We start from the raw sequence: 17,520 nt of genomic DNA, 5'->3' as shown, positions 1-17,520 counted from the left end.
TCGAAGGAGTGTGCCATGAAAGAGCAAAGAAAAATTCTCGTGATCGGTGGGTCGGCAGCCGGTCCCAAGGCGGCGGCCAAGGCCCGCCGGATCGACAATGACGCCCATGTGATCATCTTGCAGAAGGAAGCGGATCTCTCCATGGCGTCCTGCGGTTACCCCTATTATGTGGGCGGTTTTTTTGATGACCGCAACCAGCTTTTATGCACACCGGCGGGATTGGTGCGTAATCCCATGTTCTATCTCAACGCCAAGGACATTGAAGCGCACGTGAATACGGAAGTCACGGCTATTGACCGGAAAAACAAAATCGTGTCGTTCAGGAATCTGATAAACGGTGAAACCGGCACAATGCCCTACGACAAACTTGTGATCGCGACCGGTGCCGTGCCCCGCATGCCGCCGGTACCGGGTGTGGACCTTGAGGGAATCACAACGCTGCAGTCCATGAAAGATGCTGATTTTCTGAGGAACATCCGCGACGAAGGAAAAATCAAAAAAGCCGTCGTGATCGGCGGGGGATTGATCGGCATCGAGACCTGCGAAGCACTGCAGCTGGCAGGTATCGAAATTACCGTCATCGAGCTTTTGCCGCAGCTTCTGACTTTTTTGGATTGGGAACTGGCCAAGCTCGTGGAAAATCATGTCCGTAGCAAAGGCGCGAATGTCATAACCGAAAACGGCATTGCCGCTTTCCTGGGAGAAAACGGGAAACTGGTGGGTATCAAACTGGAAAACGGCACCGAGTTGCCCTGCGAACTGGCGGTTGTCGCCATCGGTGTGCGGCCCAATGTAAAACTTGCGAAAGAAGCGGGTCTCAAAATCGGCGAACTGGGCGGTATCGACGTAAACGAATGTATGCAGACCTCCGATCCTGATATTTACGCCGCCGGTGATTGTGTGGAAACCGTCAACCGCATCACCGGCAGGAAGGTACACGCGCCGTACGGTGACTTGGCCAATCTCCAGGGTCGCGTGGCCGGTGAAAACGCCGCCTCGACAAACTGCGTCACTTTTCCCGGAACAATTCAGACCGGTATCTGCAAGGTTTTCGATTATGGAGCGGGATCTACGGGTCTTTCCGAAACAGCGGCAAGGCGACAGGAATATAAAGATAGTATCACCGTGATCAACGCGAGTCCCGATAAACCCGGTTTTATGGAAGGTAAGCTCCTTGTCACCAAGCTTACGGCGGATATCAAAACAGGACGCGTACTGGGCGCACAGTGCATAGGCCCGGGAAATGTCGCCAAGCAGATCGCCCAGTGGGCGATGGCTATCCAGGGATCGTTGACAGTTGAAGACTTGATCAATGCCGATCTTCCCTACGCGCCGCCCTTTTCATTGGCGATAGATCATTTCATCGCCACGGCGCACATCATGCAAAATAAAATGAAAGGCCGCATGAAAGGTGTCAGCTGCAGAGACGTCTACGAAAAGTACAAAGCAGGTGAAAAACCCTTTCTCATCGACGTACGTGAACCTGAAGAATTCGAGGAAATGCGCCTGGGCATAGGCGAGACGCTGATCCCACTGGGAGCCCTGCGTAGACGGCTCAATGAACTGCCGCAAGACAAGAACAAAGAAATAATCTGTTTCTGTAAGATTTCGCTTCGCGGCTACGAAGCAGCACTGGCCCTGGAAGGCAACGGATGGAAAAACGTGAAGGTGATGGAAGGTGGAATCATGGCCTGGCCCTTCCCAAGAGACAAATAGCAGTATCGTAACTGCGAAGAGAATACCCGACGATAAAAACAATAATCCTGCCGGCCGAAACCGACCACATTGATGGTAACGTAAGCAACGCAGTTCAGAAGATGGACGCCTCGTGAAAGAATGACGGCTTCGTAACGGTCCGGATGCCGTGTTGCGCGCAATCGCCCGGTACTCGGGGCATGGCTGCCCGGGTTTCCTCGATCATTTTTCTTATGTTCCCTATCAATTGATTGAAAACCCCGACCCGATCGGACGGCTTCACCGTTTTTTCCGTCATTCGGTCACCCCTATGGAACCCCCACAGTGACCGAAACAACGCCTGTCAAGGCGCTGTGCGCCATGCACGGCGCACAAATTCATAGTCGGGATTTTGTGGGTCGAAATCCCAGGGTGTTAAACCCCTATTCAAACGTACATCAGCGTATCTGTAGTCTTCCACAAGACGGAGTATGCCGTCCTCTATATCCCACACCTGCACCCAAGTGGGAATGGATTCATGTATGTCATAACAGACAAAAGTTTTGCGCGCATACAATTCCGGATATCGATCTTTCGGCATTATTGTTTCAAAACACATACTTTCCTGCCCATACACAACCCTCATTCCCAGGTTAGTCACAATTGTTTCACGAGCGGGGTCCTCTTTAATGATCATTATGTCACGTGCAAAAAGATTGATGACGTACCCGATATCCATTTCATGAACGCTGTGGCGGTTGTCTTTCATAGCCATCGCACTGTCAGGATCAATATTTACGACGAATTTCTTCTTAAACCGCCCACCGTCGTGAACCATTATCTTGTTGTCATTCCATCCCTTGCGGCAGATAAGTTCCCTGCCCTGCAATCTGCCTTCAACCCATTTCATATAGAGCGAGAAAGGCCTCATGAACTTGATCTCAATGATTTCCAGTGGTAGCAGTCTCCCCTTTATGTACTCTCGCTTGTAGATGGTGCAGCTATAGTCAGTGACGTTTTCCATTCGGATCCGCGCTTTACTGATCAACCCATCAAGAGATTCTATTATAAAATCCTGGTCTTCCACCTGACCTTGCTTCATCTCAACTGCCCCTCCCGGAAAAGGAGCACCCAGTGCCAAGATCACAATAATTGCCAGTATTATTCTCATTCTTTCCTGTGTTCCCGATTTCTTTATTGTTTCCCCAAGCTTTATCGTATCCGTTCGAGATATGACGGCTGATAATAGGCGTCAGGAAGATCCTGGAATGTAGCACCGCTGAAGAGCATTCTGGTATAGCTTCCTCTGATGAGACCCTCTTCTATAATGATTTCATGAGGGCGAACTGCTCCGAGAGACTCCTTGAAATCCTTGTAGATGGCTCGTTTCATCAGCCGATCAGAGGAGGAATAAAACTCGGCCATCATAGGATAATAGCTTTCCTGTGCCACCCAATAAATTATCTTTGGATATGTAACAAAGTCCCATCTTCTTACCAATTCAAGTCTGTAGCACTTTTTTTCCTCCAGCCAATCTTCTCCGACTAATGTAGACTGGTAGGAATAATGAAGATCGGCTGCAACAATATCACCATTAGAAACCTGACCTATTAAACGTTGTTGTCTTGAGATCCTGACCGGATTACGGGCTTTGGGCGTGAAGTACCAGAGCTGATCATAGACAGCCAACATTTTATCGTTTCGAAGCTCCCGCGGCTCGAGGAATCTCACCAAGGCCTTTGCGTCTCCGGGGACATCCGGTGTCGGCAGAATGAAGCGAACGTTAACAGCCAAGAGCTGCTCCTGAACAACTTCGTCATCCTTATATTCAATGAGATGCAGACGGTAACAGAAAGAATCCCGGGGAGAGCGGACCCTGTCGGCCCTGATGATGATTTCGTGGGCCTGCCTGTCCGGCTGTTCCAGCTTATAACTCCCAACAACATACTCATTTTCATTGCCAGCAGATACAGCATGTTTCGGGAAGCGCGGCAAGGGAAACAGCAAAATAAGTATAACAGGGATCAGAGTACTGATAATCAGTGTTTTTGTAATATTTTTTTCTTTCATTCTCACCGGACCATTACTGGAGAAACAGTGGCCTATCATTGGTATGATGCAAACGATTGCCCCTTGTCGACGGTGATAATTTCACCTGTGACAGCTACAGCATCCGCCGAACAAAGGAACACAGCAACCGAGGCAATCTCCTCAGGCTGAACAAGAAACTCGTGATGTAACATTGCTGAAGAGGATAAAAGCGGACCTACCGCACGAATACTGTCAGTATTGGCAAGACCGCCACAAATGGCATTAACACGTATTTTTCGTGGGAAGAATTCGAGCGCCCAAAGCCGGACAAAGCTTTCAAGAGCAGCCTTCATGGGCCCAAGAGGATATCGTTTCATTGGAATTCGACTCCCCATGCTAGAGATAAAAACGATATTTCCTCCTTCACACATAAGAGGTAGTGCCCTCCTGACACAGTTGATATTTCCCATCACATTGGTGTTTATGAGGACATCCCAGTCTCTTGTGGTCATGATTTTAAATTCCTTGAACACCGCATTTGCAGCATTGAGAACAAGTATGTCCACCTTGCCGAAACGTTTCGCCACAAAGCTAAACATGCCATCTACTTCCCGCTCAACTGATATGTCGGCGATGTATTCTTCAGCTACTCCTCCTCGATCGCGTATTCGTTGAGTTGCTGCTTTTGCCATGCTGGCACCCTTGCCCCGGCCGCTGCGATGATGGATAACCACGTCGGCCCCATGGATTGAGAATTTATCCGCAATGGCAGCACCTATTCCTCGGGAACTACCGGTAATCAGAGCTACCTTTCCTTCAAGTCCTTCTATGGTTTTCATAGTCCCATCCTCTCTTCTGTTCTCTGTTGATTAAATCATGACGCCAAACTCCTGTCTTGTAACAATTCCAAGATCATTTTCAGTGCTTCACCAACCTGCCACCACTGTTGCAAAATAATTCAGTCCGGGTATGAATGTGAAGAGTTCAAATTCCCTGAAGGCTTGGGTTCCCCTTGTCTCGATTGTCAGAGTCGACGAATTCCATCCCCGCACAACCGAAACGCTATCGATGGCTTCAAGCCCTCGGGATGTTGCTTTTAAAAAGGCCTCCTTCAGAGTCCATATTCTCAGAAACATTTCAGTCTGTAACGATTCCGGCGTCTGGGCGATAAGTCGTATTTCATCTCGTGATAACACTGCGTCGGCACAAACCGGCACCTTGTAGGCATACTGAACATCAACACCGAGCGAGACTTGTCGCGCAAAGGCGCAAAGGATTATGTTACCTGAGTGTGTAAGATTGAAGGACAGAGCGTCGTTATTCACAGACTCAGAGAGCTTTTGATGGCCACGGATATCTATTTCTATCTCAACGTTTTGCGGCCTTACATGAATGTACTCGCCTAACAGGGTCCGCAGAACACCCCTCCCAGCGACAAAAAGCCGACGATTTCTCTCGCTGCCAATCAAATTGCTCTCCCTTTTGTCCTTATTTGACAGAAGTCCTTCATATTTTTCCATCTCGTTTAGTCCGCTGAGAAGGATCGTCCAAAGATGAACATCATTGACTGCAAGGGCTCTCACCCGATCCTTCCCGTAAACAAAATGGCGAAAATGTAATTTTTGAACCTCCTTCACGGATATCACCACAGATAGGTCACCCCCATGTAGATTCCATTCTTAACCATCTGGACACCGAACTCTGTTTCTCTTCCACCAGTGGTAGTCCAGTAACCGGCAAGGATTTTCCACCCTCTGCCACTCAGCCGGTATTCCGCATGAACATCCACCAGACCGCTAAAGTCGCTCAGACTGATCATATAATTCAGGCACACCGATACGTCTTTCAGAAACAGGTCATCCATCTCTTGGCGCGTGCAGAGGTAGTGACGTCCCGATAAGACATTTTCACAGGCCAGTCTTCTACTTTCTTCTGCGAAAATTCCGATGCCGTTCTTATATAAAGGAGAAATCCGATTGCTGTAGTCATTGAGCAGATTCAAAAACGAAAAATACTCTTCCCACTCGCTTCTCGAAAATCCCGCCTGGTTGTAATAGTATTCGGCAATAATGTTGTATTTTCTCTTAAAGTTTCGATAGTTGAATCCTGCCATTGCTTCCATATAAAAGACTTGACAATCTCTTTGAATGAAGAAATTCTCCACAGGCGGCAGGGGAAATGAAAAAGTTCGTATCTTATTTTGCGCTTCTTCTGAAGTAATGCAGACAGGGGAATGATTCGCAAGAGATCCCTCAAGGTTAAAAATGACAGAACCTTTTTCAACACTCAAAGCCCCGCTTGCGCCGACACGGTTCCCGATGAGAAGAACAAGCTCGGGGTTAAAATTACCCGTTGACATGAGTCTCCATTTGAGCAGTCCCATGTTCTTGCTATTCACCCGTTCCAAGACATTTTGTTCTGTAATCTCTGCTTTTTCAGATGGTGAGATGATTCTGGGAATAAATGCGGCGGTGAAAGTTCCACTAGAAGTATAATACTCGGTTTTAAACATCAACGACCCTTCACGGTAAGGATCAGACTGTGCCGACGCGCTGTTGGAAATGCGGCCTTTGCGGGCCAGATGCAGAGGATTTGATATCAGTTGGGCGGGATTCCTGAAAAAAGTGACACCGGATTTTATGTCGATCTTCCCGACATCGAGGAATAGGGCTTCGTTTACCATGAAGCTTACAAAAGCCTCCTTAAGAATGAAATTGATATAATCTTTATCGCTCCTGGATAAATTAAATTGCCTGCGATTATCACCTACATCCTCTGCAAAAAGGATTATGACTGTTGAAACCTTCTGATGCATTGACATTCGATTGCTCATCTGAAGGAAGAGATGGCGACGACTGGCTTGATCGAAGAAGTCGAAATCGGGATTAAGGAGTGAGGCCGGATTCATTGTCAGAAAGTGGCCTTCAATGCCGGCTTCGATTCTTGTTTCTTGATAGAGGGGTTTGGCGTCGGCGGAGATTGCTACAATGAAGAAAGTAGAAAAAAGTATGAGAACAATGCTACGATGAATCCTTAATATCCGATAATGACTTGAATATCCCATAGATATTGATCTCACTTTCCGCACTGGACACTTCTGGAGGCGTGATGAAAAAATTGACTATTGTCCCAGAAGCGACGAGCATACCACCGACATTCGCTTCAACAGTGTGATGAAAGAACCCCCGATCCTGGAGAACCAGCTGAGTCTGAAGCAATAGCTGATCACCAGGAAAGACCGGCCGACGATATTTGACATTGTGCGATGCAAGGCCGCCTCGGTATGAAGTTCGTAAGCAACTTACCTTTTTCAGATTCTGCAGAATGGCCGGAAAAAGAATTGTCCCATTATCCACAGAAAGCCCCCTTTCCTTCTCAAGAATTTCAGAAAACTTTAGAAAAGAGTGTAGGTAGCCGCTGAGTTGCCCCAGGCATTCAGCTATCAAGTTTCCCGGCATTACGGGATAATTCTTAAAGTGACCCCTGAAATGGGGCTCATTGATGGAAACATTTTTAAGCCCCTTTAGTACCGGACGTTTGCCATTGATGAAGCCCGTGATACGATCAACCATGGCCAGGGGATACTCACACACGCCAAGATAAACCAGCTCCGGATAGCCCAGTACATCCTCCGCCCCTTGGGAAACTACGCTCATGCCGATCATCGACCGTTCTCTTCCTCCTCTTTTAAACACGATTCAACCATCCTATTTCATATAGAGACCCCCATCTACGACGAGGGTCTGTCCAGTTATATAGGAGGCATCTTCGGATGCCAGAAATGCCGCAACTTTAGCTAGTTCATGGGCCTTACCAAGTCTTTTCAGTGCGGAAGCCCGTATTGTCTGTTTCAAAATGTCTCGGGGAACTCGCTTGGTCATCGCAGATTCAAAGAAACCCGGAGCAATAGTATTCACTCGTATACCGTTATGTGCCAGCTCAATTGCCAGAACCCTGCTCAAGGAGATGACTGCTCCCTTGGAAGCACTGTAGTTCAGTTGCCCGAAAGCCGGAACAAGACCGGACAACGACGATATGTTTATGATGACGCCGGATTGCCGTCTTGACATATGGCTGCTCACCGATTTGGTGACATTATAGACACCATACAAGTTGGTTCGTATAACTTCGTTGAACTCATAATCCTTCATTAAAAGGAACAGATTGTCCCGACAAATACCTGCATTGTTAATAAGTACATCGATCGCTCCTTCTTCACTGACAATACCATCGACAACATCCTCCACGTGGGATCTGCTTGTAACATCACAATACACTGCCTTTGATCGGCCTCCCCGGGTTTGTATGCCTCCGACTATGTCTTCAGCCCTCGACTGAGATGCCTTGTAGGTCAGGTAGACAATGCATCCCTGCCGGGACATCTCGCGGCACAGTGCTTCTCCGAGATCTCCGCTACCTCCGGTAACCACCACCACCCTGTTTTTAAGATCACTATAATGCCCCATCTGTACTCACCTCCCGAGGACTCTTTATGCGGGTGCCTTCCAGGAATTCCGGGTCCATAAAGTCTGCATTTGGATACCGATAAAACCCAGCTTTCGTCTTGACCCCAGCATACCCCTTGTCGAGATATTCTTGTTTCAGATACAGTGCGCATGCCCGTAAAACGTCGTCATTTTTTCTTAGAGCCCAGAATTCGACTACGTGACAAACAGTGTCTATTCCAATCATATCCATTATTCCGAAGGGGCCCATGGTCATTCCGGTTATTCCCATCCACGCCCTGTCTATGTCACGAACTGACGAAACATTTGTAATCTTCAATGTGAGCGCCTGCTTTAAAAGAGCATTCAGCATACTGTTGTAGATATAACCGCTGGTTTCCTTGCCGAGCAGCAGAGGAATCATCCCCATCCTCTCTGCGAGCGTCGTGAGGCTTTGAACGACCCCGGAACTTGTCATGGGATGTGGCATTATATCGACGATCCGAGTTGTCCATAGTGGAGGGTGGCAATGGAAAGCCGCGAACATTTTTGGATAACGGATCACCTTAACAAACATGGATGGTGTAAAGGTGGATGTGTTCGTAGTGAGAATGACTTTCGGCGAACAAGCCTCACTCAACAGCGTGAAAAGCTGCTTTTTGACTTGAGGGTCCTCTGTCACCGATTCACTAACCATATCTATTCCCTTCGTTGCAGAATCCAAGCTGTCGAAGAGTGTAATCCTGCGCAATCCATCTCTCACCTCGCTTAAAGTCCGATAACCGCCATGGACCATCCGCTTCCCGTGATCTTCTATTTTTTCGTATGCCTTCGAAAGGATATCACCATGTAGGTCATATACATTGACTGAACACCCACTCACGGCGCACTGTATGGCCATCTGCAAACCCATGGTTCCCGCTCCCACAACAAGGATGTTTTCAATATCATCCTGAAAAAACTGATAATATTTTTTACTGGTATCTCCTGAATTTTCCATAGACTTCCCCGATCACACATGCCTCAAGGCATCCACAACAATCATTTGTGATGCCTTGAAAGCTGGAAGAATGGAGGCAAAAAAAGAGGTGATCATGGAAAGTGAAAAGGTGAACCAAACTATATCCATGGCTCCCTCCATTCTTATGAATGCGGTGTATCCCAAGGTCTGACCAGGTGCTGGGGGCATGGGTATCCCATGGATGTTGACCAGCACAGCAATTATCCAGCCGGTTCCAATGCTCAGCAGGCCGCCGATCAAACCCATGCAGAAGCCTTCTAGAAACAGAAGGTTCCAGACCGTTGCCCGGGTTGCTCCCATAGCCCTGATCATCCCGATCTCTCGTGTTCTCTCAACCACGTTGATCATCAAGGTGTTTGCTATAAAAAATGCCACGATGATAGCCATAACCACCTTGATGAAGAAAAATATTCCGTTATAATTTGTAACAATCTGCTTATACATTACGGCTTCTTCGGGCCATGTATTCATTTCCAGGTCCAGACCGTTTTGTCTTATGATTTTCTTAACACGATCAGCCACGATATCCGTCATATTCGTGTCATCAAGCAGTATGGTAACCTTGCTGACATCCTCAGTTCCAAGCAGACGTTGCGCTGTCTTGAGAGGCATCTTCATCGTTGCGTCATCCCTCAACTTGAGACCGCTTTGAAAGACCCCTCGAATGCGGACTGACATGGCATCCTGGCCTCCGTGTTTATTGATGACGAGAACGTCGTTATGGTCGTCGTAGTCTGATTTCAAGGCATGGAGAAGGCCCGTCCCAATAACAACACCCCCTTTGTCAAAGTCTGAAAGATCACTTCCCAGCGTTACCGTATCCAGAAACCCCAATGATACACTACTGGCCGGTTCGATTCCGAGACCTATGAAATTGGAAGATGTCCCCTTTTCGTAGTTTGATAATATGCCTGAAAATCCTATCTGGCCCACAATGGCTTTTATGTGGTTTCCAATCTCGTCATCTCTTCGAAGCAGACTAGCTACTTTTTTGTAGTCTGATATTCCATACTTCAGCGGGCTTGAAACACCCGACCCAAGATAGCCTTTTCTGTAGAGCTGGATATGGCCCAAGTCACCGCGTATAGTGACTTCTCTATAGGACCAGAGATTGTAATTGAAGAACCCTCCGAAAATGAATAATGACGCACCGCCGATAACAATAGCTGCCAATGTCATCGCTGTTCTTCTTCTGTGTCTTAATACATTGAAAAGGGCCTGCTTTACATCATGTCTCCTGGTAAGAAGCGAAAAAACAAAAAGACTGCAAATAACGGTGATCAAAAGACAGGAAATCATGTCAGTTCCCTTCTGACCACGGAGACCGTAACATTGATCGAAGTTCGATTTCTGAAATAAGGATTTCCTGTTCCAAGGACATTGAAGACATGGGGTCATGAGGGTAGGCAATCCTGAGATCGCCCAATTGTCTCCTTGCTTTTTCCTCGTCACCCGAAAGGAATAATGCTTTTGCGAGCAAAAACATACAGATTTGATCTATGCCCTCTGTCAGTCTGTCTTTGTTATCCAGAAGGTATTTCAAGTCCTTTATTGCCACCACGTAACGTCCCACTTTTCGAGGTGCTTGGGCATCAAAACGAGCCCGCATAAACCGTAGCGACAGATTGTCTGGTTCCTGTTCGACAGCTTCGTCCATCAGATAGAATCCGAGCTTGGAATGTTCAGCCGCCTTGAAGTAGTTTTTCAGAACTAAATAGAGATTAGCAAGCATTACCGATGCATATCCTTTACCCATTTGTGCGTATAGATCCCCCGGGTTTTTCCTGAGGTACTCATCAAAGCACATAATTGCTTCCCGCAGATCAGACGCAGATGGTGAGTCAATCATTTTCAGAACAGCATAATTGAACATACTGTCCGGCTCACCAGGATGATTGCTGTAATCTCTCATGACTGCTTCTCTGAAGCAGGCCATCTCGGCATCGGTGACTTTTATTGTTGCAGTATCTCCACAGCAAGAACACAGAACAAGAACCACATATGACAGATGCAGGAGTTTCCTGTAATTAGTTCGCATGCACTACCCTCCCATCAATGATTCGTATTCTCTTTGGACATTTTTCAAAGAGGTCGACATCATGGGTAGAAATAATGAAGCTATTCCGGTTTCTTTCGGCCATTTCGAACATCAGGTCCATTACGGCCCCGCTGTTCCAGGAATCGAGATTTCCAGTCGGCTCATCGGCCAGCACAATGAGAGGTTGTTTTACAAGGGCCCTGGCAATGGCTACTCGCTGCTGTTGGCCTCCGGAAAGCTGGTTCGGTCTATACTTTGCGAACGAAAAAAGTCCAACATCCTCAAGAGACAGCATGGCAAGGTTTCTTGCTTCTTTACGGGGTATCTTGTTTATAAGGAGGGGATACTCTACGTTTTCAATGACACTAAGCGACTGGATCAGATTGAAGAACTGAAAGACGAAACCTAATTTCTCAGCCCTCAAGCGGGACAATCGGCCGTCGGATAAATTTTTTACAGAGCTTCCCATCAGCGAAACGCTGCCGCTCGTCGGCCTGTCCAAACAGCCGATGATGTTCAGCAGCGTGGTCTTACCGCTTCCTGATGGACCGGCAATCGCGCAGAAATCACCACTCGAAATGATAATGTTCACGTCTACCAGTGCAGGCGTTTCCACACCATTAACACAATACATCTTTTTTACATTCTCGAGGTGCACCAGATTTTTCATGCCGTTTCACCGTTATGTTTTCGACGGGCCTTGTTCGTTATGGATATCAACCATTACGGCGATGCAAAAAGTCAGAGCCTGATCAGGCTGCATTCCTCGCCACTGCAACGCTCCGCAAGTGTGTCTCTTTTTCGTGATGTGCGCACCTTGTCCCGCAATTTTTTACGAAGCCGTTCTGCACCGGAGGTTTTCGACGTTTACGTGTCATCAATCATTATCAGCCGCATTTTTAACAATAACTGCATAATTTGAACCGTACTCCGATGAGGCCAGAACCAAGACGTTTCGAATTTTTGTGTGCAAGGGTTTCCCTGTAACAAAGAAAAGACCTCTCGGTGGCACACTATCACCGCCCCGTGGAATCGGATAAACGATCTGCTCGGCAATACTTGCGATGGCAGATGCAACACTCAACGTCCCGCTTGATGATTCGATAAAACCATAATAGCCGTTGGTGTTGGATACCGGTATTTTCCGTCTTCTTTCCCCGAATATTTTGTTTAGAGCTGCCGTTTCCTTCTGATTAATGCTATCAGATCCCCAACTTGTACCATAGACTGCATCAATATCGTCGACAGACAGTTGAGATTCTTCCAAGGCTCGCCATATGGCCGACGCTAAGGATTCCCCCGACCGGTCGAGTTCCGGGAAAAGGGTCCCGTCGCAGGACTGACCGTAACCGGCTATTTCCGCGTAGATTACAGCACCTCGCATTTTCGCTTTTTCCATTGGTTCAATGAGCAACTCACAAGCACCCTCTCCGGGATAGAAACCCTTGCCACAGGTACTGTAGACGGAGAAGCGGTCAATATCGACGGACCAGTCAACAAACCCCAGTTCGGAATGAATGTAGAACCAGGCTGTCTCTGCGAACTCGTCGGCTCCACCGACGATCATGTAGCTTTGAATATCTTGGCGAATTATTTCACATCCATGAAAAAGTGCTGCCATCGAAGAGCAAAAACCATTAGAAATCGTAGAATTATATCCTCTCAGCTTTCCCAGGGTCGCGCATCGTGTAGTGGAGAAACTGCGGAGAGTCATAGGGAAGAGTTTCGTCTTAGTTTTATTTAAATCTCGGTAGATACTATCCATAAATGCAGTTACTGTCGATTTTGGTCCTCCTGAAATGCCCAGTATAATTCCCCCTTCATCCCGCTCATGTTTCTCCATGTCAAGAAAACCCTGTTTCATGGCTTGTTTCATGGCAATTGCCGCAAAATCGGTGATTCGATTTGATTTTCGCTCGTCATAGTTGCGCAGATACTTCCTTGGAGAAACGTCGTTTACTTTATGAACCCTATAAGCACGTCGCGGGGGAAGAGATCTCATGATCCGATTCAGTAAGCTTCCGTCACTCAACATATAGGATGTGATACGATTTTTTTGTTCATCCGAAAGTTGCTTCTCACTGCCCGAACCACCTGCTTCAACCATTTCAGACTTACTGGCCGTCTTGTGTATGATGAGAAATCGATCCCATGTGTCGATACCCCCGGTAACAATGCCTATACCTGTGACGGCAATACGCTGTTTCTTGTAATATGAGGGCCTTGTTCTCCCAGGATTGCAGGAAATCACCATCGAACAGTTATTTCCACCGAAGGCATAGTTGTTGCTCATAAATAAGCTTACCTTTTTTTTCATGGGGATATTGGGAACATGATGCAGGAAGTCGCATCCACGCCGAGGCACACTAAAGTTGATCGTAGGTAGAACAGTTCCGCCGGGAAGTGTCAGGAGGCTACATAAAATCTCCACGACTCCCGTGGACCCGATCATGTGACCAAGATATGACTTCAGCGAGCTAATCGGAATATCGACTATGTTTGGAAATACTTTCTGCAATATCAATGCTTCCACTTTGTCATTGAGTTCAGTCCCCGTACCGTGGGCGTTGATGTATTCGATCTCGTTCGGTTGAAGTGACGCCATGGCGAGGGCTCTGCGGGCGGCTTGTACGCCCGCTTCTCCTTTAGGATCAGGGGCTGTTTCGTGATAGGCGTCACAGGTAGCGGAATAGCCCACTATTTCACCGTATATCTTTGCCCTCCGCGCTGTGGCGTGTTCATATTTCTCAACTATTAAACATCCGGCGGCCTCTCCTAAAGACATGCCGCTTTCACCCGAAAATGGGGAGCAGGCTTCCCTGGCTATGTTCTTAAGTTTTTGAAAACCTACGCAAACAGGCCATGAGATGGGTTCTGCAGAAACCACGATAGCAACCTGTGTTTTATTTCCCTGAATAAGATCAAAGGCATAACCAAGAGCATTGCTGCTTGAGGTGCAGGCTGTTGTAATAAGAGTTGAGCCTCCCCGTATGCCGAACATGTAAGCAAGTATGTTGGAAATTGAAGAAAAATTCCCTGAGAGAACTGTTTTGCTGTAAGAGTTTTCCTCGTCGGCGGAAAGCAGAAGCATTTCATCTTCATTTGCAGACATCCCCACAAGCAGGCAGGACTGTTCCACATCAACCTCACTCAGGGAAGCATCATCGATTGCCTCTTTCACCACCCGCCATCCCCAGCAAGAACACCTCCCCATGTTCTTCTCAAGGTCACCCGGCAAGGATTCTATTATAACCCCGGAATCATCCACTTCAGCACAATAGGCATTGTTGAAAGCATCACTGAAACGGATCCCCTTTTTTATCCCCCCTTTCCCCGCAAGAAGGGCTTCCTTTACTTCGCCTCTGTTGAGCCCGATTGACGACAGCACTCCCATGCCGGTTATGCAGACCCTGTAACGCTCCTGCCTCATTGCCCTTCTCCTGCGTTACTCTGTGTACGACGGCGAAATACTACCGCTCAGCTACAAGCCCTTCGGCATAATCTTTGGGCTTGTTTCCATCAAGGTAGCTATGAACATGGGGGTCAATAAAGAAACTTTTAGTCACTAAAAAGGGTGTTGAACAGGTGTTTAAGGCCACTCTATCACCATGTTCGGGTCTCACTTCATAGGATTCAATGCCTGCATAAGCATATTCCGTAAGCAGGCGGACCAGGGCGATGTGCCCCGGCTGAGGGGAAAATGCTGAGTAGCCTGTATTGATCACATGCCCGATTTCATTATCCCTGTAAAATATGCGGTCACCCCGTTCCACCTTCGAGATATCATTTTCGGAACCGTCAAAGCGGGCACCGACAACTTTGTGGCCACATCCCCTGCTCATCATGAACTTAAGGCTCTCGCGGCCCCAAAATTCCTCTTTGTCATATCTGATTGCCCACTGCAGCTGAAGTTCAATTGGGTTTTTCGTGAAACCACCGATCGCTGATGGGTTCCAGAAGGGATTTTCAAGGCGGGTGATTTCTTGAAGAGAGAGGCCGGCCTTACGAGCATTAAAGGCGACACCCTTCTGTATCAACAGCTCCCAGACCCTGACGGTATGTGGGAAGGGAACCAAAAGTTTGTAGCAGAACTCCCCGCTTTTCCCACACCTGAAGATAACGATACCATCATAAGTCGTCATGAATCCCAAGTATGGAATACCGACGATGTCCATCCCAAAACATTCTTTCACAAGCTCCCAGCTGTAGGGTCCCTCGCAGACGATAAGAGAATGACTGCAGGCCATGGATGCAAACGTTACGTTATCATTTGCTCTTACCCCTTCAAGCAATTCCATGAATTGTTGCTCATCGATGTGTTCTGCCAGAATAATAAATTTTTCGTCATTGTTGAGGACATAGCAGTCGGTTCTAATTCCCCCTGCCTCATCAAGGACCAGTGAGTAAAGGGCGTTTTCATCATATACCTCACCAAGGCGGCCTGTAATTATCCCGTCAACGAAATCGAAGGCGTCAGATCCCGATATAACCACCTTTGTATAATGTGAATAATCAAGAATGACAGCCGTGTGTCTCAGCGCAGTATACTCATCATCTGGAAAACCATAGGACAGGGGAACACTGATTCCGTTTTTGTTAACAAGATCGACACCTTCTCTTCTGTGTATATCTGCAAGTGGGTTATTCATCTTCGGCATTCTCCACTTCTTTCCTCAGCGGCCCAACATCAGAGGATATTTTTTTTGGTCTATAATAAAGTCAACAAGAGTGTTGATCGTTCTCATGAACGCCGGGTCAGCACCATCATTAAGCCCCGACTGTACACCGAATTCGGCATCAAGAATCGCAATCACTTCCGTGGCGTCGATAGAGTCAAGTCTGAGCCCCATACCAAACAGTGGCGTATCATCATCGATTTGCTCCACGGTCTGGTACAGATTGAGGCGTTCGATAAGCGACTGCTTGAGACGCCTTAACAATTCAGCACGTTCTTTTATCACTGTCCTTAATGCATCATCCATGTGACACTCACCTCCTTGTTTTTCCGATTTATTCATTACGCTATACAAGCCTGCGTGCAGGCGTAACGATGAACACCAGCCGCTATATCTTCCAGAAACACGGCCAGCACTCTTTTGGGTCCGATTTCATAGAAAATGTTGTGCTTGGTTCGAAGAAGATACTGAATGCTTTCACGCCATCGTACGGGACTGAACAATTGGCAGATCATGTTTTCCCGGATTCTTGATTGGCTGTATTCCGCGCATCCTGAATAATTCATCACAACATGAGAGTGAGGGCGGTGAAGAGTGATGTTCATTATTCTTTGACGAAACTCTTCCGTACACCGGCGCATGAGTGGACTGTGCCATGCTCCGGCGACAGGAAGACGAGTGAATCTAAAATATTTTTCTGACGAGGCAAGATGTGCAATCAGTTCTCGCGCACTCTTTTCTTCCCCCGCTATGACCTGTTCACGGGGTGAGTTGTCACAGGCTAGAAAAACACTCTTTTGAAGACCCGCTTTATAGATAGCATCTTCTATATCCCTCCGTTTGATGCCATTGATGGCATACATGCATCCTGAAATCTTCCTGCTTGCCGAGAGCATGGCAGCACCGCGATAGACTACGGCTTTCAGGGTGTCTTCCAATGAAAGGACTCCCGAGGCGTAAAGCGCTGCGTATTCTCCGACGCTGTGACCCAAATAAACGTTACCCTTTTTGTTTGTTCCCAAGTTATTTATCAGGAATTCAAAGGAAGCGATATTTACGGTCGTCAGGGCAATTTGGACCGTATCGGCAGCAACTAAAGCGGTTATGGGTCCCTTGAAACAGATTTCCGCGATATTTTTCCCAGACAAATCTTCGGCAAGTTGAAATATCTCCCGAGCCCGTGGATAGACATCGTGAAGTTTTCTCCCCATTCCTACGTACTGGGCGCCTTGACCCGCAAACATGAATACGTGGCCGGTGCGGAACGGGAACGTTACGGGTCTTATTTCATGGAATGACTTTTGATTGTTGACGATTCCCACAGCCATAAAACTCCTCGCTACTATGGTGCCCCTCCATAGGGATTTAGGTTTCTAGTCAAAATATAGTTGACGGTATAAAGGATCTTTTGCAGAGTCCGCCTGAATCGGACGTTTTTCGGACTTTTCGAGGCCGTCATAGCCAGGCCCGGACCTCGCCGGCTGCGGAGCCGCTACTCTGCAGGCGTTGTCAGGCTCGGAGTATTGCGGGGTTCCAGGAACGCAAAGGAGTGGTTACGAAAAGAGTTGAATTCAAGAATGCTCGGAAAAACTCAAAAAATGGAAGAAGAGGTAGCGGGTAAAGCGGGAAATGAAT

General features: G+C 47.5%; 17 protein-coding genes. 1 reads left to right on the top strand and 16 read right to left on the bottom strand.

Annotated features, from left to right (window positions below):
• The first annotated feature begins 15 nt into the window (after window positions 1-15).
• Window positions 16-1,716: an FAD-dependent oxidoreductase gene (locus M0Q23_03030; protein MCK9527619.1), complete on the top strand. Its 1,701-nt coding sequence runs from the start codon at window positions 16-18 to the stop codon at window positions 1,714-1,716.
• 94 nt (window positions 1,717-1,810) lie between these two features.
• Here the strand turns inward: M0Q23_03030 and M0Q23_03025 are convergent, their stop codons facing one another.
• The 16 genes from M0Q23_03025 to M0Q23_02950 all read right to left on the bottom strand — a co-directional run bounded on the left by M0Q23_03025 (window position 1,811) and on the right by M0Q23_02950 (window position 17,213).
• Window positions 1,811-1,993, bottom strand: a complete 183-nt coding sequence (locus tag M0Q23_03025; GenBank protein MCK9527618.1) for a hypothetical protein — start codon at window positions 1,991-1,993, stop codon at window positions 1,811-1,813.
• 45 nt (window positions 1,994-2,038) lie between these two features.
• Complete coding sequence (locus M0Q23_03020; GenBank protein ID MCK9527617.1) at window positions 2,039-2,845, bottom strand: DUF1571 domain-containing protein; 807 nt, start codon at window positions 2,843-2,845, stop codon at window positions 2,039-2,041.
• Between the two features lie 41 nt (window positions 2,846-2,886).
• Complete coding sequence (locus tag M0Q23_03015) at window positions 2,887-3,744, bottom strand: outer membrane lipoprotein-sorting protein (protein ID MCK9527616.1); 858 nt, start codon at window positions 3,742-3,744, stop codon at window positions 2,887-2,889.
• Window positions 3,745-3,779: 35 nt separating this feature from the next.
• Complete coding sequence (locus tag M0Q23_03010; GenBank protein ID MCK9527615.1) at window positions 3,780-4,544, bottom strand: SDR family oxidoreductase; 765 nt, start codon at window positions 4,542-4,544, stop codon at window positions 3,780-3,782.
• An 87-nt stretch (window positions 4,545-4,631) separates the two neighbouring features.
• Window positions 4,632-5,288, bottom strand: coding sequence for a 4'-phosphopantetheinyl transferase superfamily protein (locus M0Q23_03005; protein MCK9527614.1), 657 nt, complete (start codon window positions 5,286-5,288; stop codon window positions 4,632-4,634).
• A 59-nt stretch (window positions 5,289-5,347) separates the two neighbouring features.
• On the bottom strand, window positions 5,348-6,769 hold the full coding sequence (locus M0Q23_03000) for a hypothetical protein (protein MCK9527613.1): 1,422 nt from the start codon (window positions 6,767-6,769) through the stop codon (window positions 5,348-5,350).
• Complete coding sequence (locus M0Q23_02995) at window positions 6,726-7,370, bottom strand: beta-hydroxyacyl-ACP dehydratase (protein ID MCK9527612.1); 645 nt, start codon at window positions 7,368-7,370, stop codon at window positions 6,726-6,728. The genes M0Q23_03000 and M0Q23_02995 overlap by 44 nt, the downstream gene beginning before the upstream one ends.
• A gap of 42 nt (window positions 7,371-7,412) precedes the next feature.
• Window positions 7,413-8,171: a 3-oxoacyl-ACP reductase FabG gene (locus tag M0Q23_02990; GenBank protein ID MCK9527611.1), complete on the bottom strand. Its 759-nt coding sequence runs from the start codon at window positions 8,169-8,171 to the stop codon at window positions 7,413-7,415.
• Complete coding sequence (locus tag M0Q23_02985; GenBank protein ID MCK9527610.1) at window positions 8,158-9,150, bottom strand: 3-hydroxyacyl-CoA dehydrogenase NAD-binding domain-containing protein; 993 nt, start codon at window positions 9,148-9,150, stop codon at window positions 8,158-8,160. The genes M0Q23_02990 and M0Q23_02985 overlap by 14 nt, the downstream gene beginning before the upstream one ends.
• A gap of 12 nt (window positions 9,151-9,162) precedes the next feature.
• Window positions 9,163-10,470: an FtsX-like permease family protein gene (locus M0Q23_02980; protein ID MCK9527609.1), complete on the bottom strand. Its 1,308-nt coding sequence runs from the start codon at window positions 10,468-10,470 to the stop codon at window positions 9,163-9,165.
• 1 nt (window position 10,471) lies between these two features.
• Window positions 10,472-11,083, bottom strand: a complete 612-nt coding sequence (locus M0Q23_02975; GenBank protein ID MCK9527608.1) for a hypothetical protein — start codon at window positions 11,081-11,083, stop codon at window positions 10,472-10,474.
• Between the two features lie 115 nt (window positions 11,084-11,198).
• Window positions 11,199-11,879 (bottom strand): ABC transporter ATP-binding protein, encoded by a 681-nt coding sequence (locus M0Q23_02970; protein MCK9527607.1) that lies wholly within the window; start codon window positions 11,877-11,879, stop codon window positions 11,199-11,201.
• A gap of 207 nt (window positions 11,880-12,086) precedes the next feature.
• Window positions 12,087-14,639 carry a beta-ketoacyl-[acyl-carrier-protein] synthase family protein gene (locus tag M0Q23_02965; protein MCK9527606.1) on the bottom strand — a complete coding sequence of 851 codons (2,553 nt, stop codon included), beginning with the start codon at window positions 14,637-14,639 and terminating at the stop codon, window positions 12,087-12,089.
• A 40-nt stretch (window positions 14,640-14,679) separates the two neighbouring features.
• Entirely contained in the window at window positions 14,680-15,867 is a 1,188-nt protein-coding gene (locus M0Q23_02960; GenBank protein MCK9527605.1) for a hypothetical protein, read from the bottom strand.
• A gap of 15 nt (window positions 15,868-15,882) precedes the next feature.
• On the bottom strand, window positions 15,883-16,191 hold the full coding sequence (locus M0Q23_02955) for a phosphopantetheine-binding protein (GenBank protein MCK9527604.1): 309 nt from the start codon (window positions 16,189-16,191) through the stop codon (window positions 15,883-15,885).
• A gap of 35 nt (window positions 16,192-16,226) precedes the next feature.
• Complete coding sequence (locus tag M0Q23_02950; protein MCK9527603.1) at window positions 16,227-17,213, bottom strand: ACP S-malonyltransferase; 987 nt, start codon at window positions 17,211-17,213, stop codon at window positions 16,227-16,229.
• Window positions 17,214-17,520: the final 307 nt, after the last annotated feature.

The sequence above is a fragment of the Syntrophales bacterium genome, from assembly GCA_023228425.1.
Taxonomy (GTDB): domain Bacteria; phylum Desulfobacterota; class Syntrophia; order Syntrophales; family UBA2210; genus MLS-D.
Note: the sequence above shows the minus strand (reverse complement) of the source record. Positions and strands in the feature narration are given on the sequence as shown.